20 protein-coding genes and 1 tRNA gene are annotated in these 24,844 nt (G+C 60.0%); 5 read left to right on the plus strand and 16 right to left on the minus strand.

All coding sequences use genetic code 11. The features are described 5' to 3' along the window. Positions 1-140 precede the first annotated feature (140 nt). A complete protein-coding gene (gene rne, locus L0U79_RS13895) occupies positions 141-3,284 on the plus strand; it encodes a ribonuclease E (RefSeq protein WP_233842863.1) in 3,144 nt (1,047 codons plus the stop codon). Between the two features lie 77 nt (positions 3,285-3,361). On the opposite strand, the gene L0U79_RS13900 is transcribed toward rne, so the two are convergent. Continuing rightward, positions 3,362-4,012, minus strand: a complete 651-nt coding sequence (locus L0U79_RS13900) for a response regulator (protein WP_233842864.1) — start codon at positions 4,010-4,012, stop codon at positions 3,362-3,364. 581 nt (positions 4,013-4,593) lie between these two features. Between L0U79_RS13900 and L0U79_RS13905 the strand changes: the two genes are divergently transcribed. Together L0U79_RS13905 and L0U79_RS13910 are read left to right on the plus strand one after the other, a co-directional pair. Further along, a tRNA-Leu gene (locus L0U79_RS13905) sits at positions 4,594-4,680 on the plus strand. Between the two features lie 338 nt (positions 4,681-5,018). Then, entirely contained in the window at positions 5,019-5,303 is a 285-nt protein-coding gene (locus tag L0U79_RS13910) for a hypothetical protein (RefSeq protein ID WP_233842865.1), read from the plus strand. On the opposite strand, the gene L0U79_RS13915 is transcribed toward L0U79_RS13910, so the two are convergent. Both L0U79_RS13915 and L0U79_RS13920 read right to left on the minus strand, forming a co-directional pair. Next, positions 5,286-7,013: an ABC transporter ATP-binding protein gene (locus L0U79_RS13915; RefSeq protein ID WP_233842866.1), complete on the minus strand. Its 1,728-nt coding sequence runs from the start codon at positions 7,011-7,013 to the stop codon at positions 5,286-5,288. The two genes, L0U79_RS13910 and L0U79_RS13915, sit on opposite strands and share 18 nt — an antisense overlap. Positions 7,014-7,018: 5 nt before the next feature. Then, positions 7,019-8,071, minus strand: a complete 1,053-nt coding sequence (locus L0U79_RS13920) for a serine kinase (RefSeq protein WP_233842867.1) — start codon at positions 8,069-8,071, stop codon at positions 7,019-7,021. A gap of 201 nt (positions 8,072-8,272) precedes the next feature. On the opposite strand from L0U79_RS13920, the gene L0U79_RS13925 reads away from it, so the two are divergent. Together L0U79_RS13925 and L0U79_RS13930 are read left to right on the plus strand one after the other, a co-directional pair. Then, positions 8,273-9,787 carry a radical SAM protein gene (locus L0U79_RS13925; RefSeq protein ID WP_233842868.1) on the plus strand — a complete coding sequence of 505 codons (1,515 nt, stop codon included), beginning with the start codon at positions 8,273-8,275 and terminating at the stop codon, positions 9,785-9,787. After that, positions 9,744-10,979 (plus strand): nucleotidyltransferase family protein, encoded by a 1,236-nt coding sequence (locus L0U79_RS13930; RefSeq protein WP_233842869.1) that lies wholly within the window; start codon positions 9,744-9,746, stop codon positions 10,977-10,979. The genes L0U79_RS13925 and L0U79_RS13930 overlap by 44 nt, the downstream gene beginning before the upstream one ends. On the opposite strand, the gene L0U79_RS13935 is transcribed toward L0U79_RS13930, so the two are convergent. The 13 genes from L0U79_RS13935 to L0U79_RS13995 form a co-directional block, all read right to left on the minus strand. Next, positions 10,940-12,079 (minus strand): glycosyltransferase family 4 protein, encoded by a 1,140-nt coding sequence (locus L0U79_RS13935; RefSeq protein WP_233842870.1) that lies wholly within the window; start codon positions 12,077-12,079, stop codon positions 10,940-10,942. The two genes, L0U79_RS13930 and L0U79_RS13935, sit on opposite strands and share 40 nt — an antisense overlap. Next, complete coding sequence (locus tag L0U79_RS13940) at positions 12,076-13,212, minus strand: glycosyltransferase family 4 protein (RefSeq protein WP_233842871.1); 1,137 nt, start codon at positions 13,210-13,212, stop codon at positions 12,076-12,078. Before L0U79_RS13940 ends, L0U79_RS13935 begins: the two co-directional genes overlap by 4 nt. A 4-nt stretch (positions 13,213-13,216) precedes the next feature. After that, positions 13,217-14,731, minus strand: a complete 1,515-nt coding sequence (locus tag L0U79_RS13945) for a radical SAM protein (RefSeq protein ID WP_233842872.1) — start codon at positions 14,729-14,731, stop codon at positions 13,217-13,219. A gap of 22 nt (positions 14,732-14,753) precedes the next feature. After that, positions 14,754-15,452, minus strand: a complete 699-nt coding sequence (locus tag L0U79_RS13950; protein WP_233842873.1) for a class I SAM-dependent methyltransferase — start codon at positions 15,450-15,452, stop codon at positions 14,754-14,756. Further along, the gene (locus L0U79_RS13955) at positions 15,449-16,684 is read right to left on the minus strand and encodes an amidohydrolase family protein (RefSeq protein WP_233842874.1); all 1,236 of its coding nucleotides are present in this window, start codon (positions 16,682-16,684) and stop codon (positions 15,449-15,451) included. The genes L0U79_RS13950 and L0U79_RS13955 overlap by 4 nt, the downstream gene beginning before the upstream one ends. Positions 16,685-16,687: 3 nt before the next feature. Beyond that, positions 16,688-17,539, minus strand: coding sequence for a class I SAM-dependent methyltransferase (locus L0U79_RS13960; protein WP_233842875.1), 852 nt, complete (start codon positions 17,537-17,539; stop codon positions 16,688-16,690). 152 nt (positions 17,540-17,691) lie between these two features. Further along, positions 17,692-18,513: a Wzz/FepE/Etk N-terminal domain-containing protein gene (locus tag L0U79_RS13965; RefSeq protein ID WP_233842876.1), complete on the minus strand. Its 822-nt coding sequence runs from the start codon at positions 18,511-18,513 to the stop codon at positions 17,692-17,694. A gap of 9 nt (positions 18,514-18,522) precedes the next feature. Further along, positions 18,523-19,686, minus strand: a complete 1,164-nt coding sequence (locus L0U79_RS13970) for a hypothetical protein (protein WP_233842877.1) — start codon at positions 19,684-19,686, stop codon at positions 18,523-18,525. Continuing rightward, positions 19,683-20,609: a glycosyltransferase gene (locus L0U79_RS13975; RefSeq protein WP_233842878.1), complete on the minus strand. Its 927-nt coding sequence runs from the start codon at positions 20,607-20,609 to the stop codon at positions 19,683-19,685. Before L0U79_RS13975 ends, L0U79_RS13970 begins: the two co-directional genes overlap by 4 nt. Further along, a complete protein-coding gene (locus L0U79_RS13980; RefSeq protein WP_233843911.1) occupies positions 20,606-21,862 on the minus strand; it encodes an O-antigen translocase in 1,257 nt (418 codons plus the stop codon). The genes L0U79_RS13975 and L0U79_RS13980 overlap by 4 nt, the downstream gene beginning before the upstream one ends. After that, the gene (locus L0U79_RS13985) at positions 21,859-22,971 is read right to left on the minus strand and encodes a DegT/DnrJ/EryC1/StrS family aminotransferase (protein WP_233842879.1); all 1,113 of its coding nucleotides are present in this window, start codon (positions 22,969-22,971) and stop codon (positions 21,859-21,861) included. Before L0U79_RS13985 ends, L0U79_RS13980 begins: the two co-directional genes overlap by 4 nt. Then, positions 22,971-23,903, minus strand: a complete 933-nt coding sequence (locus tag L0U79_RS13990; protein ID WP_233842880.1) for a GNAT family N-acetyltransferase — start codon at positions 23,901-23,903, stop codon at positions 22,971-22,973. The genes L0U79_RS13985 and L0U79_RS13990 overlap by 1 nt, the downstream gene beginning before the upstream one ends. Further along, positions 23,890-24,843, minus strand: a complete 954-nt coding sequence (locus tag L0U79_RS13995; protein ID WP_233842881.1) for a hypothetical protein — start codon at positions 24,841-24,843, stop codon at positions 23,890-23,892. Before L0U79_RS13995 ends, L0U79_RS13990 begins: the two co-directional genes overlap by 14 nt. Between the last annotated feature and the right edge of the window lies 1 nt (position 24,844).

Here is a 24,844-nt window from a genome sequence, read left to right on the forward strand (position 1 = left end):
GCATGCGTGCCAAGAATCACCCCGGTATCGGGAACGTTACCGTTTATTTGCCGCTTTACCGCAGCGGCGCGATCCCCGGACAGGCCGCCACACCAGGCGCCACCGCGGCGCGCGACGCGCGGCCAAGCCGAGGAATCACAATGAAAAGAATGTTGATCAACGCGACTCAGCGTGAAGAGTTGCGTGTGGCTATCGTGGATGGCCAAACCCTTTACGATCTCGATATTGAAATACCGTCTCGCGAGCAGAAAAAAGCCAACATCTATAAAGGCCGCATCACTCGCGTCGAGCCGTCGCTAGAAGCCTGCTTCGTCGATTACGGTGCAGAACGCCACGGCTTCCTCCCGCTGAAAGAGATCTCCCGCGAGTACTTCACGGCGGGTCTGGACCCTTATAAATCCAACATTCGTGACCTTCTGAAGGAAGGCATCGAAGTGGTCGTGCAGGTGGAGAAGGAAGAACGCGGCAACAAAGGCGCCGCGCTCACCACCTTCATCAGCTTGGCCGGCCGCTACATGGTGCTGATGCCGAACAACCCGAAGGCGGGTGGCGTTTCGCGTCGCATCGAAGGCGAAGACCGTCAGGCTCTCAAGGAAGCTCTGGAACACCTCACTGTCCCCGACGAGATGGGCTTGATCGTACGCACCGCCGGCATGGGGCGCGACGCGGAAGAGCTGCAGTGGGACCTCGATTACCTGCTTCAGCTGTGGAAGGCCATCTCCGGCGCTGCCCAGGCGCAGAAGGCGCCGTTCCTGATCTATCAGGAATCGAAGCTGTTCATCCGCGCCCTGCGCGATTACCTGCGTACCGACATCGGCGAGATCCTGATCGACGAAGAGTCGCTCTACAACGACGCGCGCGATTTCATGCAGCAGGTGATGCCCAACGCCCTGCGCAAGCTCAAGCTCTACAAAGACGACACGCCGCTGTTCTCGCGCTACCAGATTGAAACGCAGATCGAGAGCGCGTTCGACCGCACCGTGCGCCTGCCGTCGGGCGGTTCGATCGTGATCGACCAGACCGAAGCGCTGACCGCCATCGACATCAACTCCTCCAAAGCCACCAAGGGCGGCGACATCGAGGAGACGGCGTTCAACACCAACCTGGAAGCAGCGGCAGAGATCGCCCGCCAGCTGCGCATCCGCGACGCCGGCGGCCTGATCGTTATCGACTTCATCGATATGGACAGCCCCAAGCACCAGCGGGAAGTCGAAGAACGCCTGAAGGACGCCGCCAAGCTCGACCGCGCGCGCATCCAGATTGGTCGCATTTCGCGCTTCGGCCTGCTTGAGATGTCGCGCCAGCGCCTGCGCCCGTCGCTGGGTGAAGCCACGCAGATTGTGTGCCCGCGTTGCGAAGGCCACGGCCACATCCGCAGCGTGGAGTCGCTGTCGCTGTCGACCCTGCGCCTGATCGAAGAACACGCCATGAAGGACAACACCGGCCAGGTGCTGGTGCAGGCGCCGGCCAGCGTCGCCAACTTCATGCTCAACGAAAAACGCGCCAGCGTGGTCGAGATCGAACTGCGCAACAAGGTGCATGTGGTGATCGTGGCGGACGACAAACTCGAAACGCCGCATATCGAAATCCAGCGCATCCGCGAAGCGGATATGGGCGACCACAGCAAGCCCAGTTACGAGCGCATCACCGCGGAAGAAACCACCGCCGTGCGCAAGATGGGCCAGATGTTGGGCAGCAGCGAACAGCCCGCCGTCACTGGCATCGTGCCGTCCAGCCCAGCCCCGCTGCGCGAAGACGAACCGGCGGCGCCCGCGCCCATCGTGAAGCGCCAGCCGACGACGGCAGCGCCTGCGGCGAGCGCCCCTTCGCAAGGCGGCGTTCTTTCGCGCTTGCTTGGCTGGTTCCGCGGCAACGGCGTCACGGCGCCTGCACCGGCTCCCGCGCCGGTTGCGTCGCGTCCGGAAACCTCGCGTAACAAGCCGCAAGACAATCGTCGCAACGACCGCACGCGCGGCGACGGCCAGCAGCAGCGCCAGAACCAGCAGCGCGACGGTCGCGGCAACGCGCAGCAGCAGCAAGCCAAAAATCAAAACCAGCAGCAGCGCCAGCGCAACGAACAGCAGTCGCAGGCGCGTCAGCCGCAGCAAGGCAACAAGCAAGAACAGCAGCGTCAACCGAAACCGGCGCAAGCCAACGACGCCGCCGCCAACGAGCAGCGCAACAAGCAACAGCAAAACGCTGGCGGTAAACAGCCGCAGCAAGAACGCCAGCAGCAGCGCCAACCGCAGGCCGAACGCGAACGTCCGCAGCCGCAGCAGCCGCCGCAACAGGCGAATCAGCCTCCCGCCGCCGCCAAGCCGGTCGCCGCTCCGGAAGCGCTCAAGCCCGTAACGGAAGCCGCAGCGCCCGCAGCGATCGTGACCCACGAAGGCATCGACGTCGCTGCCGATGCAGCTGCGGCAGAAGCCGGCGGTCAATCGCGTCGCCGCCGCGGTCGTCGCGGCGGTCGTCGCCGTCGCCGGCATGAAGGCGCCGTCGCCGGTGGCGTGCAGAACGAGCAAAACAATGACGTCGATCTGGACGATGAAGATCGCGACGATTCGTTCGAATCGGAAACCGCCGCACCGGAGAAAGCATTCGAGCCGACCGCTCATGCCGCACCGCCTGCAAGCGTGGCGATGCTCACCAGCGAACCCGCGGCAACCGCGTTGCCGATCGAACATCGCGAACCGGTGTCGACGCATTATGTAGCCGCCGAAACGGCGCCTACCCATGTGTCTCTCGAACCGGAAATTCGCAATACCGATGCGCAGGAAACGGAGACTTCGGCACCGCTGATCGTTGCGTCCGCGCCAGTACCGTCGTCGTTTAATCTGCCGGTGCTGCCGCCGATTCCGGTGCACGAAGCGGCAGTCGAAAGCACTGAGTCGCATGACGATGTCTCCGCAACGCATGCGCCTGCCGAGACGCCTGCGCCTTCGGTCGAAGTCGTCACCGTCACGGTGCCGCACGAGGCCGCGCCGGCGGCCAACGAAGCCAACGTGACTGCTCCGGTGGAGTCTGTCGCCACGGCCGAAGCCAAGCACGCGGCGGAACCCGTTTTCGTCGAGCCGGCTGCGGTCGTCACGTCCGAAGAGCCGGTCGCCGTCACGCCGACGCCCATTTTCCATCAGCCAGAGCAAGGCGACTTGCTGTCGACACCCTCGCAACATCCCGTCGCCGCTGCGCCTACGCATCAGGACGTACACGGTCAAACCGACGAGCCCTCCGCTGACGAAGAAAATCGGCATATCGGCCAGCAGCACGACGGTCGACTGTCCTAACAAGTAGGCGGACCACTACAAAAAAGGCCGGATTTTTCATCCGGCCTTTTTTGCTTTATGCGATGGGGAAATTCTCTTCAGTTCCCGACCTGATTGTTGTGCGTATCCAGCAAGCCATGCACCGTCATAAGGTGCGCAAGGCTGATGACGTGATCCACCTGCAGCTTTTCCATCAGACGTTGCTTGTAGGTGGACACCGTCTTGGGACTCAGATTGAGCTGCTCGCCAATCGCGGTGAGGGCCTTGCCGCGCACCAGCATCATCGCCACTTCCAGCTCGCGGCTGGACAGCTGATCGAACGGCGACCCCTCTCCATCGAGCGTAGCCAACGCCAGTTGCTGCGCAACGGCCGGAGCCAGATAGCGTCGTCCGGCCGCCACCTGGCGCACGGCGTTGAGCAATTCCTCGGCCGCGCAGCTTTTGGTCAGATAACCGTGCGCGCCGGCATCCAGCAAGCGTTTCGGAAAGCGCGCATCGTCCACCACCGTCACCACAATAACGTGGGTCGGCACGTTCGACCGTGCGACGCGCTCGGTGAGCTCGATGCCGCTCATGCCCGGCATATGTACGTCTACCAGCGCGATATGCGGTTTGGTAGCCCGAATCAGACGCAGTCCCTCCTCGGCCGTGCCCGCTTCGCCGCAGATGCGAATGTCCGGCTGCGACAGGATCATTCTGAAGCCGGTTCTGACAAGCTCGTGGTCATCCACGAGTACAACATCGATCATCGAGCGCCCTCCCTGGTTAGGAACTGTGCTTCCGCAAAGTAGGCGGGTCGCTGACGCATTGCAAGTCCGTAAACCCTCGTTTGAAAAGGAATTTCCATATTGCTCCAATACCGACATGCTCCGTAGGAAATTGCCTACATACGAGTATTAATTTTGATGTCATCATTGACCTAATAGAAGTCGCAAGTTACGTACGTCGATCACCCCAGCAAGGCTAGCCCTGTCCTAACCGAATGGAGCGTACCGATGGTGATTTACTCGCTCAGGCAGTCTCTGGATGGAGACTGGAGCATCCGCCGAGATACGGCGACGTTGTTTAGCCAGCTTAGGCTTGGCCCTGCGATTCAACTGGCGCGCGAAGCCGCCCGCGATGAGCACAACCGCTCGGGCCGGAGCACGTGCGTGGAAATGCCGGGTCCAAGTTCCACCATCCGTCTCGCGCAATATGCGCGTCCCGGGATGCCGATCGAAAGCGCTGTGGCCTGATATCGATTCGACAAAAGCGGACACTCCGCTCCGCTACCGCTAAGGCGCATGTTACGATCCCGCGCCTGCAGCCGGTCATTCGGCAGCTACATCCAGCCCGGATGGCGAAACAGGTAGACGCAAGAGACTTAAAATCTCTCGACCGCAAGGTTGTGCCGGTTCGATTCCGGCTCCGGGCACCAAATCACCAAGCCAATGCCCGACAGGCGTTGGTTTTTTCGTTTTTGGCGCACGGTAACACCCTGTCTTCTCCCGCAGCGAATGCCCAATGCGCATCGTGAAATACTTCGATGGCGTCGTTCGCGCCCTCGTGCGAATCCTTTGTTGCATGATCTCGGAGCGCGCATTCGCAATGGTTTGAACGAGCTGTCCGTGACGCAGATGTCGAGGACAAACTCCCTCGATTTCAAATCCGTGATGGTTTTCGAATTCCTTCAAATAGAGGTGACGCGGGCATCACCCTTTCCCTACGAACGCAACTTCAAAGTTGGTGACGACGCCGCACTCTTTTGGTGACGCTGTGCACCACTTCTATCTTCATCAACCAGGGAACAAAGCAAGCGGCTGTGTGCTTGTTTCGGATGGGAAGCCATTGCGCTTCCGAAACCGAAAAGACGCGTTGTCGTATGTCATGCGCCGCTGCTACCAAGATGGAGCAACCGAAGGCGAACCGGTCATCAATATCGAAGGCAGCGACGGCCGATGGCGCGCCTTCGACTGCCGGCTGATGCCCTACAAAGGCGAACTTCTGCCATCCGGGGCTAGCGACGATGCGGTCGCTCCCGATTCAACCGGTTTCCACTAACGCATTGCTGCGTGGCGTTGCATTTCTCTTCGCGATAGCAATCGACGAATCGCCGTTTATCGACAGGCATTGATCGACGATCTCCGCCACGCCGGTGCGATGCGATACGACGATCAAGATCGTATTCGGCAAGCGGCGTTTTATCGCCGAAAGCACCGCTATTTCGGCAGCCGAATCGAGCGCGCTGGTTGCTTCGTCGAGCAAAGCGATAAACGGTTTTCGCAGAATCGTCTGGGCCAGCAAAAGACGTTGCAGCTCGCCGCCCGATAACCGGCTCGACGAGCTGTGCAAGGCCGTTTCGAGCCCATCTTGCGAGTTCGCCAAACGCCGATCGAGACCGACATCCGTCAACACCGCCCGCAACATATCGTCGGTCGCTTCCGGCGCCGCCCACAACAAGCATTCGCGCACTGAGCGTTGCCACGGACGAACCTGCTGACTCACGTACGCACCGCATCGAACCCGCTCACGATAGTCGTCGAAGTCGAGCAATCGCGTGCCGATGCGTGCCTTGAACACGTCCGGTTTCACCATCCCGGCCAGAACATCGATTAGGCTGCTTTTGCCGATACCGGAATCGCCAGACACCAGCGTCATCTCGCCCGGAACCAACACCAAGTCCCGCACGTCCAGACCCGTCGCAGGCGGCGTTACTCGCATATGCTCCATACGCAACGGCTCGTGTATGCGATTCGCATTCACGGAACCCGAATGCGGACGATCCGACGCCAACCGCATATAACGCGCCCACAGATCGAACGCAGGCACCGCTGAGCGCACTTGTTGAAAGCTTTGCTTTGTCGATACGAGATACGGAAGCAATCGACCCAACAACAGACATACCGCAATGAGCGACGCTTGATCGACACCACGCCAGCGATGCGCCAGAACAAACAATGCGGCGATGCCCACAGTGGCCAAGAGCTCCAGTAGCAATCGTCCGGACGCAACGATCTCCAATTGCCGCTTATACCCGTAACCCAATCGTGCGGATATGGCGCCGTAACTGCCCTTTTCCGCCGTTTCCCGCTCGAAGGAGCGAACATGGCGCAAACGTCGCGGAAAATCTTCGCTATGCCAAAACAATCGCGTCAAATCGGTTACGTATTGGCGACTCACTTCGGACTGCTCGCGACCGTAAGCGCGCGCAACGACGATGCCGAGCACGGCGATCACCGGCGTCGCCAGCACTAACGGCGGCGAAACCCACAATGCGAAGCCGAGACTGACCATGGACGTGATCGCCGCAATCAGCAACTGCAACGACGCGCTATAGCCTTGAACGATGATTTCGACATTGTGAGTAAGTACGTTCGCAATCTCCGCCGACGTGGCGTCCGACAACGATGCCAGCGGTGCATCGATCAACCGCGCGTGAACCATGCCGCGCAGGTTGATCGCGCAACGACTGACCAAGTCGGCGCCAAGTCGCGCCGCCTTCCATCGACATAGAGCAAAGGCGCATGTCATCAAGACAAATACGGCAATTTGTCTCTCTATACTGCTATGCGCGTTGATGAAACCGCTTCCGAATACAAGCACGCGACCCGGCTGCACCAGCGGCACCAGGCATACGGCGGCGAGGCTTCCCGCAAACGCTCCCGCGACAGAAAGCGCCACATACATCGCGACTCTCGACACATCGCTCGAACTCAGCATTCGTCTTAGCGACTGCAACATCTTCAACGCGGACATCGGCCGATTCGACATACTCATCAGCTCGCTACCGATTGTTCGAGGGGTATTCGGCCAACATCGCAAAGAACCTCACGCAACGCCTCAACTGATTCGTTCGGATGACGTCCTCGACAAAGCTCGTAAATCCCCTTCTTTTCGATTCGCCTCACAAAACCTTCGAATCCAGGTTGTCCTGCGGCATACGGTTGATCGGTGGCAAATCGTGGAAAAACATCGATCGCGGACATGGATGACATCAGCACATTGGGATCGCTCGCCATGCGACTGGACACGAAGACCGCGCCGGCAATCTCCATCGACGCATCTGCAAATTGGCGTCGCCTCAGGTCCACCTCAAACTTCTCCACACCGCTTCGACGCCGAATAACCGGCGACCCGCCGATCCAGCGTCGCGCGTCATCGTCGTCGATCAAAGCAAGCGCGTCGGCCTGCACATGCAAATAATTGCTAACGCCCACTGCAAACCTATGATCGGGTCGAACAAAGACCGCATCTTCGGCCAGAACATCGAACCCTTGCAGCAGACAATGCAACGCCAGCGTGGACTTCCCCGCTCCGCTCGCACCCAACAGCAGCAAACCACGTCCGCCCAATCCAATACAGGCGCCGTGCAGCGGAACCAAGCCAAGCCCTCGTGTCGCTAGCGTAAAGACGGCGAATTCGATCAGCTCATACCGCAAGTGATACGCGTGCGCGAGCATATCGTCCGTCGCCACGATCACGGCGCGATGCTCGCCGGGCACCATCACCACATAATTGGAAGCATCCACGACACCGCACAGCGCGCCACCGCCCGATTGCATCTGCACCGGCGGCGGTTCGTTTCCGTAACAAGGCGCCCTGTGCTGCAAGCGAAGCTCGATGCGAAATTCGGGCGATGTATCCGCCCACGCATAAGGCGGCAAACCACCGTAGGCCGCCTCGACCAAATCCAGTAAAGCCACGCTAGTGCTTTCGAAGCGGAAGCGCGCACCTAATACCGCCTTCGTCATCACATACGGGTAACGCCGGCGCTCGCCAAACGGGTCGGTCGCGACGGCCGAGGCGTCGCGTGGAAAGTTCAAGGCCATGGTGTTTGAGCGAGCGCCATCTGTGACGGGTGAGTGCTGTCGCCATAACGAAAGGTTGCACGCTCTGCATGAAAACCAGTCGACGCAACCTCGCACGCGCCCCACGGCACTCACCACCAAACATAACGCACGCCCGTCGCGTTTTACCCCGAAGCGGCACGGCGATCGCTTACCCCGGTAGCGACTGAGGCTTAATTCCCGATGCTCAACATACAGGTCAGCCATTCCTATTTTCTGCGGTTCGACCGAAAGCAATGGGAGCGCGGCAAGCCTTATCCCCCGCTCGCCACCATTCAGATCGCCGCGCTGCTCCGAGGGCGCGGACACGCGGTGTCGCTCTTCGATAGCATGCTTGCCGAAGGTGTCGACGACTACGTGGCGTCGCTGGAGGCAGCACGACCCGACGTCGTCGTGATCTACGAAGACAACTTCAATTACCTCACCAAGATGTGCCTCACCCGCATGCGCGAAGCCGCGTGCGAAATGATTGCGCATGCGCGCAAGCGCGGTTGCCGCGTCATCGTTGCAGGGTCCGATGCGTCCGATCTTCCCGACGCGTTTCTCAAAGCCGGCGCGCATGCCGTTGTGCTGGGCGAAGGTATCGCAGCGCTGATCGAGCTAATGCAACGACTGGAAAAAAATCCGACGATCGACACCAACGCATGGACGGCCGACATCCGAGGCGTCGCCACGTTGGAGAACGAACAAACGCAAGTGGTGCGTATTGGAGTGCAGCCACCCGATCTTCGTTTGGTCGATCCGCCCGCGTGGGATCTGGTCGACATCGAACGCTATCGCGCGATGTGGCAGGAACGGCACGGCTACTTCAGCCTCAACATGGCCGCGTCCCGCGGCTGTCCGTTTCGCTGCAACTGGTGCGCTAAACCGATCTGGGGCAATCACTACCGACAACGCAGTCCGCAAGACTTCGCGGCGGAAATGATTTATCTCAAGCGCACTTTCAATCCCGACCATGTCTGGATGGCCGACGACATCTTCGGCTTTCATATCGATTGGGTCACCGCGTTCGGCGACGCGCTACAAGCCGAAGACGGATCGATTCCTTTCACCATTCAGACACGCGCCGATCTGATCAGCGAACGCATGGCCGCTGCGTTGAAGCACGCAGGTTGCAAGGAAGCATGGATCGGTGCGGAAAGCGGCAGTCAGCGCGTACTCAACGCGATGAACAAGGGCACCACCGTCACCAACCTTATCGAAGCACGCGAACGACTCGGCCGTCACGGCATTCGTGTCGGTTTCTTTATCCAGCTTGGATACCTCGGCGAGCAACTGGACGATCTGCTTGCGACACGCGATCTCGTTTCGCGCGCCGTGCCGGACGATATCGGCGTCAGCGTGTCCTACCCGCTGCCCGGCACCAAGTTCTATGAGCAGGTCAAAGCGCAACTCGGCGAGAAAACGCATTGGCTGGACAGCGACGATCTCTCCATGATGTTTCGAGGCGCATACAACTCCGACTTCTACCGTCATGTGCGCGATCTTCTGCATGCGCAGACAACGCTCCAGCAAGCCCGTATACACGAATCGCCCGACGACTACGCGTGCAAGCTCGCGGAACTCGATGCGCGATGGGACGCGCTGATCGCCGATGAACAAGCACATCGTACGCAAACCGTCCTCGCCTCATCACTCACCACGGCGTCCGATCATGAACGTCCCGCAACCCGTCTCGCCGTCGCTCAAATTCGTTAGGTCCGGCCTGCATCGCACGACGGAAGCGCTCGCCGCGGAACTGGCAGCTGCACGTCCCGGCGGCGCCACACCGGATTGGACCGACGTCGAATGGCGATTGGCGATGGCCGCCGCGACGGCGCACGGCATCTCGCCACTGCTCTCCAGGTTTTCCACCTGGCAAAACGCGCCGTGGCGGCAGTTTCTAGAAGCGCAACACGAGCATGTTGCGTGCCGCTATCAGCGCATCGCATCCATGCTGAAAGACATCGACACGCATGCCCACGCGATGGGGCTCGCCGTCGTTCCCTTGAAAGGTTCCGCGCTGCACGCCCTGGGGCTCTACGCACCCGGCGATCGCCCGATGGCCGATATCGATCTGCTGGTTCACGAAGACCATATGGATCGCGCGGCAGCCATGTTGAACGAGCTTGGCTATCGCGAGTCGTTTGCGCAATGGAAACATCGCACGTTCGCGCCGACGGACTGCCAGCCAAAAGCCGGATTGGGCGAGCATCGCGACACTCCCGTCAACATCGAACTCCACGCGCATATCCAGGAGCGACTGCCTATATCGATCGTCGACATCACCGCGAAAATCTATCCGCTGCAACCTCATCCCGGGATCAATGCCTACCCATCGACCGGTGCATTGATGAGCCATCTTCTGCTTCATGCCGCCGGAAATATCTGCGCCCGCAGCCTTCGCCTGATGCACTTGAACGATATCTCACTGTTGGCAACCCGCATGGCGGCGAGCGATTGGCACGTGTTGTGGGAAGAAGAATCCGACGCCAATCCTTGGTGGGCCTTGCCACCGCTGCGCCTGGTTGCGCGTTATTACAAGAATGCCGTCCCCGCTGCATTGCTCACACGGCTCGAACACGAATGTCCGCCTGTGTTGAGCAGCGTCTCGCGTCGCCAGACGTTGACGCGGGTGTCCTGCTCGGCGCTTTGGTTGCAAGCGTTACCTGGCATCGAATGGTGCCGTACGCTCGGCGAAGTCGGCCGCTACCTCGTTCGCCGCGTCAGACCCACGGAAGAAGCTGTGAAAGAGCGCGCCGACATGATGCGCACACAGGTCTGGCTGCAAGGACAACACTGGGTTCGCAGCTCGCAGCGGCGGCGCATTCTCACCTGGTTGACACAGCCCGTGCCGCGCATGGATACGCTTTACGTGGTGCGCGCCGCCCTGGAATCTCCGTCCGTATAGCGTCGCGCAAGGCATCGGCGATACAGCGCTTCGAACGTGCGCGCGGTGCAGTCGGCATCTTCCAACATTGCTCGACGTTGTGCGCGCTCTGCCAGTTTCAATCGCAATGCTTCATCCACCAGCACTTGATGGATGGCATTCGCTAACGCCGCCCAATCGCGCACAGGTACGGCCAATGCTGCAGAAGGCGACCACTCGGCGATATGCCCGACCTCCGTACCCACCGTTGGCACGCCCACTGCCGCCGCTTCCAGCGTCACCAGCGGACCGGCCTCATGCAAAGACGACATCACGAGCAGATCGGCGGACTCCAAGAGCGGGCGTAACTCGTGTTGCGTCTTGAAACCGAGAAAACGGACGTGCCTTGCCAATTCGAGCTCGGCGACACGACGATGCACTTCGCCATCCAAGGTGTCGACGCCTACGATGTCCATATGAAAGGCAACGCCGGTTTTCGCAACCGCCGCCAAAGCTAACAACAACGTCTCCTGATCCTTGACGCGGTTCAAGCTCGCGATATGAATCAGCCTGGCTTGCGTGTCGCACCGAGCGCGCGGAGACATCGGCGGCCAGCTACGTAGATCCACACCCAACGGCGCACGCACCGCCGCAATTCCCAGTGCGTGCAACGCGTCGACCATCGGCGAGCTGGCGGCCGTCACTACGTCTGCGGCACGCAATATCACCGCCTCACGCAAGCGCCCTTTCCAGGACCGACGCCCACCGTATCCAATATCGTGCAGCGCAACGAGCTCGCCGCCGGCGACATGCACCAGGCAAGGCAAGCGCAACAATTTCGCCGCTGACACGGCGACAAAGCTGCACGAGCCGGAGAAAATTGCATGCACGATATCGAACGGCGCAAGCAAATGCTCTCGGCGTATGGCGCGCATCGCACGCAGCCGCGTTCGCGTGTCGCCAATATTGTGGATAGTCGCGCCAAGCAATTGCCAGCTCGCGGCGCGCTTCTCCTGATGTAACGCAAACACATGAAGCTCGTGCGTGCGCGCCAGTCGTTCGATCAAGGCGAGAAACGCCGGAATCACGCGATACTCACCGCTTCGATCCACGCCACCCGGCACCACCAGCGCGATCTTCACGTTACTCTCCCGCAACGGCTTTCCAGCACCTGCGCATAGGCCTGCGCCCATTGACGCCCCACGGCCGCAAACGACAACGACGCATCGAAGTGTGCACGGATCTGCTTGCACGTCGGTCGATTTCTGGTCACGGAAATCAACGCTTCGGATAACTTCTCCGCATCGCCGCGTGGCCACAGACGACCAATGCGCCCGTTACCCGTCAATGCGCGGAACGAGGGAATATCCGTCACCACGGGCGGAAGACCGCACGCCATCGCTTCCAACAACGCATAGCCGCAACTCTCCGAACGACTGGCGGACACAAAGACGTCCGCCGCGCGCATCAACGATTCCACCCGCGCATGGTTCACCTTGCCAAGCAGATGCACGCGGCCTTGCAATTGCGGATCACGATCAATCCGTCGCTGCACCCGGTCTAGCAGCGCACCACTTCCGAACGCACACCACAAACGCATGCCGGGCATGCGCGTGGCCGCTCTGGCGACACCATCCAAGACCACTAGCGGGTCCTTGCCCACATTCAGATGACCTACCCAAAGCACGCACGGATCACCATAGAGCCCGGTCTCCGCGCGCGCCAGCGCACGGCTTCCTGGCGTAAAACGACTGCTGGACTCCGGTATCGCAAACACGCTTGTTTGCGCTTTGAACATGCCCGCACGTGTAAACGGCCTAGCGAGATCCGGCGCCGTGAACGCCACCGCTGAGGCGCAGCTGTACCAGCTTCGCCATTGATTCCGCTGCCACCAAGGCGATGGCCGGTCGGCGTGATCCTGAAGCACAATGGGAAGCTCGGGCAGATACCGCGATACCGCCGATGCCTCCTCCGCAAACCCCAAGCCGTGCACATGCAAAACATCCGGCTCGATCTCATTGATGTATTCGGCAAGCCGATGTCCTTTTTCGGCAGCCGTCTCCGACGAGCGAACATCCACCAAGTGGTAATTGATCCCGTCCCGTGTCAGCCGTTCGCTGCTCGCGCCGGCCTGAATGACCGACACGCGCATGCCGGCGCTTGCGACGGCCTCGGCGATATCCCCCAGCGACGGCCATTGCTCCAGCACCTCGGCCAGTGCGAGATCGCTCGGTGCAGGAAAGAAATTCACCTGTGCGATATGCAATGCCGGCATCGCGTTACAAGCCCGATACCTGAGGCATACGCAATTTGACGAGACGATCCGCCAGTTTCAGCTCCCACGGACGATCATACCGACGATAGCGATAACGCCACGACGCGGCAGTGCTTAACGCGCGTTTCGCCCACGGCGGCGAGCGCATATCCTGCGCGGTAGGAAAACGGCAGCGCAACACCGTCACAAAATCCTGGATCCGTTGGCGAAGTTTGTCGGTGAGCCATGGCGCATCGGCATGACAGGCGTAATCGACCCAGCGTTGCTGTGTCCATTCCTCCGGCGTTTTGGGAAAGATCACCGGTTCGCCATGTACATCGAGCAGCGGCGACGACAGATGCTTGCCGCGATCCTTCTCGTGTCGGCTGCTATCGGGCAAAGGCGTATAGATATAGACGATGATTTCCGAAGCGGGATTAATCCGCTTCAGTTCGCGAATAAATTCGAACGTACGCTCCGTTTCCTCTTCCGTGTTTTCCGGCGGCGCCACCATAAAGGAAAGTTCGGGCACCACACCGTGACGCCGACACAGCTCGGCCACCTCCAATGTCTGATTCGGCCGCGTGCCCTTTCGAATTTCCTTCAACATTTGTCCGCTGGGCGACTCCGCGCCGATGTAGGCCATGCGCAATCGGCTTTTGCGCACCAACTTCCACGACGATTCGGACAGCTTCAGCAGCGCGTCCGACCGGGCGTAACACCACCATGGCAACTCCAGCCGCGCCATCACCTCCAGCAGCGGAATCATGTCTTCTTCGCGGTCGAAGAAGTTATGGTCGAAAAACTGAATCGAGTCCGCGCCAAGCTGATATTTCAGATAGCCGAGATCTCGCTCGAGTTGCGCCGCTGCGGGTAACGCCGTCGCGCCGCCGAACATCGCCGCCACGCCGCAAAAGGTGCATCGAAAGCGACATCCGATGGCTGCCTGATGGGCCGCCGTTCGCTTACCGAGAAACGTGCGCGCCAAGTAACGCCGCGGGTCACCCAGCTTGTCGTAGTTCAGCACGGAGGCTGTCGGGTGAAACGCAATACGTCGGTTCGGGTTATGCACGATCTCGCCGTCGCGTTTCCACGACAATCCGGCGATGGTTTCCAACGGCCGCGCCGAATATCCGCCAAGCGCGGCCACCAATTCAGGCATGCTGTCTTCGCCCTGCCCGCGTATCGCGACATCGACATACGGCGCAGTTAGCGCGACATCCGTATACAACGTCGGAAAGTAGCCGCCCCATACAATCGGCATACGTGGAAAGTGTTCACGTATGGTTTGAGATACCGCAATCGCCGGCGCCATCTGCGGTCCGCCCATCACGCTGATGCCCACGGCATCGAACGTCTGCCGACGCAAGGCATTCAAGGTTTCGGCGACGACATCGCGATCCACATTGCCGTCGATAATCTGGCTGGTTCCCGTTTTATCCAGCGCGGCCGATACATGCAGCAGCGATAGCGGAAACCTCGCGCTGGAGCGCGACGTGATCGTGGGATTGATCAGCAGCGTATTAGGCGTACGGCTCATGGTGTGAATCGCAGAAAGTAGTTCAAGGCATCCGCCTCAGTCGAAAAACCAAGGCGACAGGAACCTCCAACGCCGCCTGATCGAAGCGCGCACCGTCGGGAATATCCGCCGGGTCGAGCATCGGCTCCAAAACATCCTCAATGGAAAGACGCAGCGCCGCGCACGCCGCGTGCCAATGGCTATAGAGATGCGCCGTATGGCGTACCGCGTAGCGATGACCACCGGCCTTGAAGTCGCGCAACCAGCCCAGCGCGTGACCGATCGGATGCACATCGCTGCATAAAATCGTGCCGCCAGGACGCGTGACGCGACGCAGTTCGCTCAACGCCTGGTGCAGATTCTCCAGATGCCCCACCACCAGACCGCACACGGACGTATCTGCGTAAGCGTCCAACACTGGAAGCGCCATCAGACTGCCTTGCATCCATGCGACGTGTACGCCATCCGGATGCGCGCCAATCTCGCTACGCGCACGCGCCAACATCGCCTCGGACAGATCGATTCCCGTACCACGCGTAGCGCCCCGCCGCAGCATCTGCAACATATAGCGACCGCTTCCGCATCCAGCATCGAGCACGGATTGACCTTGCATGGTCGTCGGCATCAACGACAACATCGCGCGTTGCTCCGCCAGCATCACGGGATTGTGCGCATGCGCCGGATAGTTCGGCGCCCACAACGCATAAGCCTCGCTGGGCTCCAGAATCGGCACGCGCGTCATACGCAATACCTCGCCTCTGCGGTAACCGATTCGCTGTTTCGTTCGGGCTCGAATACAGATTCCAAACCAGGCTCAAGCGCCATCAACGCAGGATCGGCCAACGCACGATCCAGCAATTTCGGTTTTCCGTCCAACCACACGCGCACGGTGTCGATGCCAGCGAATGCAAACCATTCTTCAAAATCTAGATCGGCGATACGCGGAACGCCATCCCTCACTACAGCGCGAATTTGACTGCGTTCGATGCCGACCAGATTGCTCGCCGCCTCGCCGCCACGATCTTCGACGATCACCAGGTCCGCCGGCGCTCCGGGCAGAAGATCGCCGCGCCACGACAAGCGAAGAATGCGCGCCGCGTGCGTCGTCGCCAGAGCAAGCAACTGTTTGGATGACAACTCGGAAAGACGATCGGCTTCGCGCAACTCTTCCAACATATCGCGCGCGCCGCTCAGTCGTGAATCGGTGCCCAACGCGAGCCTCCCGGCCGCATACAGCCGACGCGGATCGAGCGTGGCGCCGAGCAAGGCGCGATTGCTGCGAGGACACCACACCACGGCGGCGCCACGCGCGAGAATGCGATCGATATCCTGCTCCCGCAATCCCACGCCGTGAATCAACACGCTGTTTGGACCCAGGCATCCCAACTCATGCAGCGCCTCCAATTCGGCTTGCGCAGCGGCGTCGGTTCCTTCGGCCAGATGAATAAACCAAGGCCATTCGTCTGGTGTAGCGGCGAAACTCGCGCGCGCAGGCGGGCCGTATTCGGGCCATCCAAGCGCATAACTCCAACCGTAGTCGCGCAGCACGGCGACCGGAAAATCCATCGCGTCGAGCGCGGGATGCCACGGATCGTGATGCGCCACGCAGGTCGTGCCGGCGAGCAGATTTTTCAACGCGCCATGGCGATAGCGCAGCGCCTTGGGCACCTGCAAAGCTTCCACTACGCCGGGCGTATCGAAGTGCGCCTGAAACGCGCAAATCCATGCGTAGCTGCTCGGGAACGGCTCCGCCGCAGGCAGCGGCGGCACCGCATTGATATGCAGATGCTCGTGTGCGTTGATCAGCCCTGGGAACACACAATGATCGCGTAGGTCCACGCGATACGCCCTGGCCCGAGCACTCGGCGCGATGCACCCTGCCCGGATCGGCAAGGGCGCGCGCAATACGCATTCGGGCGTCACCGATACCGCGCCGTGAATGCTGATATCCATCGCTGCGTCAGGCGGGTACATAGATCAGCGCCGCCGCATGATCATCAGAAAATGATCGCCCATGTCGCGAAAAAATGGCAGGCCGTCGAAGCGGTCGTCCAGCCTGCCCAAGCGATCGCACCATGTGCGATGACGGCGGTAGTACTCCACGAGATAGGGCGGCGGCATAAACAAGCTCAGCGCGCGGTAGCTTTCCAACGTAAAGTGATCGTTGAACGCGCGATAGAACTCGCGCGGAAAGTAGTAGTACGTCCAAATGGTGTGGCGATTCATGCCCACGGCCGTCGCGCCGCGCTTCGCACGCACACTCGCGCGTTTGAAGCGTCCTCGAAATCCGTAGTGCGCCAATTCCCACGGACACAGGCGGCCCATGACGGAGAAAACCAATTTACCGCCCGGTCGAAGCAGACGCATGCATTCGGCTGCGACGCTACGTAGATCCGGCGCGCAATTGAGCGGACCGAAATTCGAATAGATGCCGTCGAATCGTCCCTCCAGTTGCGCGAGCTGATGGACGCCGACATGCGCCGTGGTCACCCGATCATCCAGGCCGGTCGATGACGCACGAGCACGCGTGCGCGCCACCATCTGCGGCGACCAGTCGCTCGCCACCACACGATAACCGCGGCGACCAAACTCGATGGCGTCGATACCTGTACCGCATCCGAGGTCGAGCAGCGCTGCCCCCTTCGACACTTCACGAGATACCGCGTCCCACATCGCCAGCCGCATCCGTTGGATCAAATCGTTGTTGCCGCGTGGGCCATCGTAATCGGCCGCGACGCTGTCGAACGCGGCCTGTGTCTGAAGCAATTGAGCATCGCTCAATGCCGCGGCGGTGTCGCCTTCGAACTTGCGATTCGTCGATCCTTTCACTTCACTCTCCGTCACACCGGAAGGCGGCATACGCTGGCATCGGAAAAAGGGGCCGGGAGACAACCCGCAACGGATCGGTCCATCCTTATCGGCTCAATCGGTAAGTGCCTGCGCGTGCCGCTTTGGTTGCGTAAAGCGAAGCCAAAATGCCCTTACGGACGACTCCCTCCACGGCGCGCAGCGTTTCTCGCCACGGCGGCAAACGCGCCCAACAGCAACCCAACAAGAAGACCGATGCCCCACATCAAAACCGGGTTGGGAAACGCCTGGTGATCCGGCACGTAAATAGGCCACATCAACGATGTCTCGTACGTGTAATTGGCGCTGAGGCGCGCGGCCAGATCGCTGCGTGTTTCCTGGAGCTTGTGAATCTCCTCGTCCTTGCGCGCCAGCGCGCTCTCGATTAGCGCCGTATCGGCGCCGGCGCCTTTGCCTGTGGACTGCTGCAACTGATCGCGCGACGACATCGCGTTCTGCAAATCGGACTGCACCTCATCCAACCGCTTATGCGCCAGTTTCAACGGCGCCGCCTCGACACCTTGATGTACGGCGCGCAGCTGCTCCACGGTCGCTTGCGCGAACTGTTGCGCTTGTTGCGGCGTCAGGCCTCTCACGCTGAGTTTGATCAGCGGGCCGGCATAAGGCAGCGGCTCCAGCTTCAGGCTCTTGCGGAACAGCCGTGCTTCGGGCGTATCGGGCGAATAGCCCATACGCTTCATCACGTCATTCTGAAATGGCACCAACTGCAAACGTTCGAGTACGCGCGCAAGCGGTTCCACTTTCGGGTCCTGTCCCGGCGGCGCCAATCCCACCTGACCGATCTGTATCCACGCGGTCGCTTCCCATTGGCGTTTCGCCGTATGGATAAACGCGAACGTGACCGCCAAAACCAGCACCAGCAGCGCGACAAACCATTTCCATTCCCGCAACAGCGTCCGCCACAGATCGATCAAATAGATTTCATCCTGTTCCATGTTTTGGACTCACTTAAGAGAAGGAAAGATGCCTGCCGGCACCGTATGATCCGACCGGCGCGCTTTTCGATTGGGCAACCACGCCGCCACGACCTGCATCACCAGGCACACCGCGATAAAACCGCCGCTTGTCCAGGTGAACGCCTGTGGCGCAAAGGGCGCCATCACGCATACGTAGGAAACGCGCAGGAAAATCAATAACGCGAACAGCGAAACCGTCGAACCAAGACGTCGCACGCTCCACAACAGCAACCCGTACAACGTAAGCATCGCCGCTACCGCGCCAAAGGGACCCAACGCCAATAGGAACGGGAAATATTCCGTCCCTACATTGATATTGGATGCATCCAGCGGAATGCCGGTGCCCGCGGTGGCGATCGAACCGCTCATCGGCACGAGCTGATTAACCAGAAAGCTCGCATTGTGATAATGCTTGGCCAGCATCGCACCGAAGTTATAAGGTCCCGCGCTGATATAAAGCAGCAACCATTTCAGGCCTTGCGGCGCGTTGCGATACATATCGCTGAAAGGCAGTGTGACGTACTCCAACGTGCCCGAACGCAACATGCCGAGCACCGAAAAGACCGTGGCGCCGAGCACCGCAAGAAATACGATGATTTTCCAAGGCAGCGGTTTGCTCTCGTCTCTGCGCAGCGCGATCACCAAGGCGGACGAAAACAGCGATGCAAAGATGCGATTTCGGTCGATCACCAAAATGGGAAACAACAGTCCCGTCGCAATCAATACATAGCGCAATAAACGACTTCCCGCACAAAGCATCCCGATCGGGCAAAGCACCCAGCACATATCGGAAATATGCCGAATATGTTCATGCCCGCCTTCCATCGACGCATACAGCGTGGGATTGACCAGCAAGGGAACGGGAAACAGAACCAGATCGAGCAGGCAGAACACCGCGATACCCGCAGCGAGCGCCAATGCCACAAAGGCTTCGCGGGTTCCGACATAGTCGCGCATGCGAAAAGCCTTGACGCGTGGAAGGCGTATGCCACATAGCCCATCGAATACCACAAAAAGAAACGCCACCATGATGAGCAATAGCAGCCCTTCTTCATATCCCTGCGGCAAGTCGTAGGTAAGCAACGTCAACCCGCAGGCGATCAGCATCGGCAGACTCAGATATACCGACGGCAGCCGCAGCATCCACCTCATACTTCCCTCACCACCGTGTGCGAGGCGGAAGGTTTGATTTTGGAAACCAACAGCAAGGATGCGTAAGCCAGCAGATGAAACGCCAACGCCCCTGCCCGTCGCTGCAAGAACGAAATCTTCGCGGCGATAAAGTGTGATTGTGCCCAAAGCAGAGTTCGGTACGGCTCGCTAAACAGCGCGATTCGGCGGATCGCTACCTGCCTGGACTCGGTGAGGTTGAGAATGCGCGTTGCGCGGTGCCGCGTCCGACTCATATTGGTGTCGTGAATACGGTAGGCACAGACGCTGACGTCGACAAAGCCGACCGCATCGTGGGCAGCAAGACGAAGAAAGAAATCCCAATCGTCAATGCACAATCCCTCATTCCATCCGGCGACGGTATCGAGCGCCCGTTTCCTCAGCAATGCAACCGGTCCGCCTACCGCCCACTGACTGATCACCGCATGACGAATGCCGTCGTCCGAGCGATAGAGATCTTTGTCGGCATGATGCAGATCGCGCATGCCGCTGTCGTGCAGCCTTCGGCCATCCTGGTCCACCACCACCGAGTCGCCGATCACCGCCCATTTGTTCGGATGCGCCATCAAATAGCGAACCTGCTCGTCGAGTCCGCCAGGCAGCAGATAATCGTCGCTGGCGCCCAGGCGCAGAAATGCGCCACGCGCGCGCGCCGCCAACTCGTTCAACGTCGCCGCGACGCCACGGTTGTCCCGGCGCACGTATTCGACAGGTATCTCGTCGCCATGACGATCGATCCAGGTGGCGATGCGCTCCGCCGTCCCGTCGGTGGAACCGTCATCGATGATGACGATCTCTTTGTTCGGATAGGGTTCTTCCAGCACGCTGTCCAGGCACCGCTCGATAAAGCGTTCATGATTGAACGCGGGAATCAATACGGAAACCAATGGTGTTTCGCCTATCACCGCTCTACTCCCCTCAGATAGCGCCGTGCGACCACCACGTTGAACGTCAGATACAAAAGATAGTTGACCGCGAACGCGTACATCGCGCCGATCAGGCCGAAGTAAGCCGTAAATACGTACACGAGAGCCACGTAGCTGATCGCGAATACGCATTCGGAGGCGACAAATAGTCTCGTCATCGCCTTGGCGAGCATTAGGTAGGAAAGTATGAACGAGGCGATTTTCAGCACGTCGCCGATCAGCTGCGGCGCGTACAAGGCTTTTGCCTCGTAAAAATTCGCCGAGAACAAGACGCGAGTTACCAGACTCCGCTGCGCATAGACCACCGCGGCCAACGCGGCGACAACCGGGAGCACGATGCGATAGGCTTTTTGAAGCTCCGCAACCAGCGATGCGCGGTCGTGCGTCGAAGCCAGTTTGGGCAGATAGTAGATATTGATCGCTGACGTCGCGAACAGCAGATACGCGTCCGACACTTTGCTCACGGCCTGCCAATAGCCGACTTGCTGCCAACCGAATTGTCCCGCCAGATGGTCGCGCACGCCGATGCCGACCAGCGGCGGCAACAGCGCCGAAACCAAGGTCATCACGGAAAAGGCCGCCAACCGCGACACCATCTCGCGGTCGTAGCGCGCGCGAAACATCACCGGCAAGAAATAACCGCTGCGTTTGAGCGCCGGAAAACCGACCACCAGCAGCGCCAGCTGACCGACGATCAAGGCGAGCAACGCGCCATAGAGCTGAAACGCGCGGGCAAGCAGCACGACCGCGACGATACTTCCCATCGACCCGACGACTTGCACCAAAGCCAACCGGCGCACGTCCATAAAACCGTTGATCACCGCCAACCCGTAGTTCGCCAACGCGATACCAAGCTGAGCCACCGCCAACACCTGGATCACGCCTTGATAGCGCAGATCCCCCATCAGCCACTGCGTAATCGGGCGATTGAAAATAAGCGTGACCACGCACATGGCGCACGACGCACACACGGCGTACCACAACGCTGCGGAAAGCAGACGCGCAAGCTTCGCCGTATCGTGCCGATACTCGGCTACATATTTCACGACGCCCGTGCCGATGCCGCCACCCGCAAGCACCGCAAGCAACGACATCAGGCTCATAAACTGCCCCATTTTGCCGACGCCTTCGGGGCCAGCAAACCACGCCACCAACTTGATCACCACCAGCGCAGCGAGCAGCCGTGCGCCGGTTGCGATCACGGAATACGTACTGGCGCGCACCACATTCATGTCGGCGGCTCGAAGGTTTGGCACGCGTCGATCACTGCATCGACCTCGTCTTCGCTCATGACCGGACTGATGGGAAGGCTCAGCACTTCACGATGCAGGGCCTCCGTCAGCGGCAAGGACAATCCATGCAACGACGGATACGCCGGTTGCCGATGCGGCGGAACCGGATAATGCACCTGCGCCTGAATGCCGTTTGCTTGCAGATGACGCTGCAACGCATCGCGATAAGCGCAGCGGACGACAAACAAATGCCATACGTGGCGCTCTTCGGATATCGCGCTCGGCAGCTGGATATGCGGATGATGTATGCCCTCGCGATAACGGCAGGCCACATGACGGCGCCTCGCGGTGTCTTCGTCCAGGTACTTCAACTTCACCCGCAACATAGCCGCCTGAATCTCGTCGAGACGCGAATTGAGGCCTTGAAACAAGTGGTGGTATTTCGTCTGCGATCCGTAATTGCGTAAGGCCGCCACGCACTTGGCCAGCGCCGTGTCGTTCGTGACCACAGCGCCGCCGTCGCCAAGCGCGCCAAGGTTCTTGGCGGGGAAAAAACTAAAGGCCGCAGCATCGCCGAACGCGCCCGCTTTCTGCCGATCGCACATCGCACCGTGCGCTTGCGCGGCGTCCTCGATCAACAGCAATCCATGGCGTCTCGCCAGCGCAGTCAGCGCCGTCATATCAGCCAGCTGACCGTACAGATGCACCGCCATGACCGCGCGCGTGCGCGAGCCGATGGCAGCTTTCGCGCAAGCGGCGTCGATATTGAAACTGGCCGGGTCCGGTTCGACGGGAACCGGCACCAGCCCGTTCGTCGTAATCGCCAAGAAACTTGCGATAAACGTATTGGCCGGCACCAGCACTTCGTCTCCGTCGTGAAGAAAGCCAAGTTCCTTGTAACCCCGCAAAATCAGCGACAACGCGTCCAGTCCATTGCCGACGCCAACGGCATGGCGAACGCCACAGTAGGCAGCGAATTCGCGCTCGAACGCGGGCACTTCTTCGCCCAGCACATACCAGCCCGAATCGATCACGCGCGATGCAGCGGCTTTCAGTTCATCGGCATAACGCGCATGGACGTCTCGCAGACTCAGGAATGGAACGCGCATCACAGGCTCCACTCGTAGAAATCGTGCACGACGCCGCGCGCGCCGAAATGTTCCTTCTGCGCGATCAGCGAGCCGTTGAGAAACCGTCCTTCGCGTTCGGTAGAAATGCCGAAGCTGAAATAATGCTTGGACGCGTAGGTCGTCGTAATCAGCGTATCAAGCAACAAGTCGAGCGCACCGAGCTCTCGCCCGTGCTGCGAGGCGGCCATATATTGCATATGCACGATATGCCCGAAATCGTAGGCCACGACTCCGGCGAGCAGGTCTTCGTCATGATGCGCCTGATACAGCACGATTTCGTTGGGAAACCGTCCGCGGAGCAGCTGCAATTCCTGCATGCTGTGCGTCGGCGCCGCATCGTGCCGACGCAGTACGTCCGAAAGCAAGTTGTGAAACGCCGCGACATTTGAGACCGTGCGCATCGCCATGTGATGACGCCCGGCTCGCTTGATCGAACGCTTGCGCATCGTCGTATAGCCCAGCGGATTGCTCATCGCGATAACGGAGGAGATATCCCTGCGCACCAATCGCGCCCCGAGCCAATGCAGCGCAAAAAGATCCTCCTCGGCCGGATAGCGATGAAAAACATGCGGTATCGCCTTGTAAATCAGACGCTCGACGCCCTGGGCCCGATAATGCGCGCCGATCATCTGAAACACCGTAAGCGCGGCCTCCGCCTGCAACGCCTCGGTTACGATCAGACCACCATAGGTGAGTCCGCCGTGACTACTTACCGTCTTGCCTTGCAGGCTGGCGGGCAATACCGCGATCAGACGATTATCTCGCTCGATCAACAACGACCGATCCACAAAGCGATCGGCGTGATAATCCATATAACTTCGCCGATGCAACAGATTGCCGTTTCGGGAGCTTCGCACGACGGCGTCCCACGCTTTCGCATCCGCCGGCGCGTAAGTCTTAAGCGAGAACATCGGCGTCACCGTGTACGTGCGCGGCGTCCGCTTCGGCGACGCCAAAGCCATCCACGCCCATATCGTTGCCGTTGTAGAACATCAGCAACGTGTCGTGCTGACGGATCAACGCTGGATAACACAGGGTGCGCGAATCCCAGCCCTTCTCAGAAAGCGCGATGCCAAGCGCATCGTCATGGCGCTCCCAGTTGACGCCGTCCTCGCTATACGCCACGCCGGGAAAATAGTGCCCAGATGTAGTGCCGCACGTAAAATACATGACGTATTTCCCGCCAAGCTCGTACACGCGCGGTCGCCCGATGCGATATTCATCGTTTCGCGGAAGCAGGCAAATGCGATCCTCGCGAGGTATATCGGCAAGGTCGTCCGTTTCTACATAGCGGATGTGATAACGCGGAAAAGGACGGCCGCCGATATATTCCCAGTCGTCGCCGACGGCGTACCAGAGCCGCCATCGGCCGTTCACATACGTCGCAGAATGAATCGCCGCGATAGTGCTGCGTCCGCGCGCGCGGTCCAGAATCGGCGTTTCCTGCACGCGTCGAAAGTGTTCGCCGCCGTCGTTGGAAATCGCTAAACCGCTGAATGCCAGGAACTTGGCTTTTTCGACGTGCTGAAAACCCACATAGAGCATATGCAGGCCGTGCGGCGTATTCACGACGTCGCCCAGAATCATTCCGCGATCGTCAAAGCAGCCGCCTCGCCCGATATCCAGCACTGGCCTTTGGCTGACGCGTACGATTTCGGCGGGATTATCGGCGTTTACATCCACATAGCCGATACGGCTGACGCCTTCGTCATCGCGAAATCCCGCGTACACGCGAATAAGGTATTCGTCGATGCGATAAGGTGTGGGCGTCAGCGCGGAATGGCGCATCCAGGCGCCGACGCTGTGTCGCGTGGTTTCGAAGACCAGCCCTTTCTTCGTCCATTCGAACATG

This window comes from Dyella sp. 2HG41-7, from assembly GCF_021390675.1.
Taxonomy (GTDB): domain Bacteria; phylum Pseudomonadota; class Gammaproteobacteria; order Xanthomonadales; family Rhodanobacteraceae; genus Dyella_B.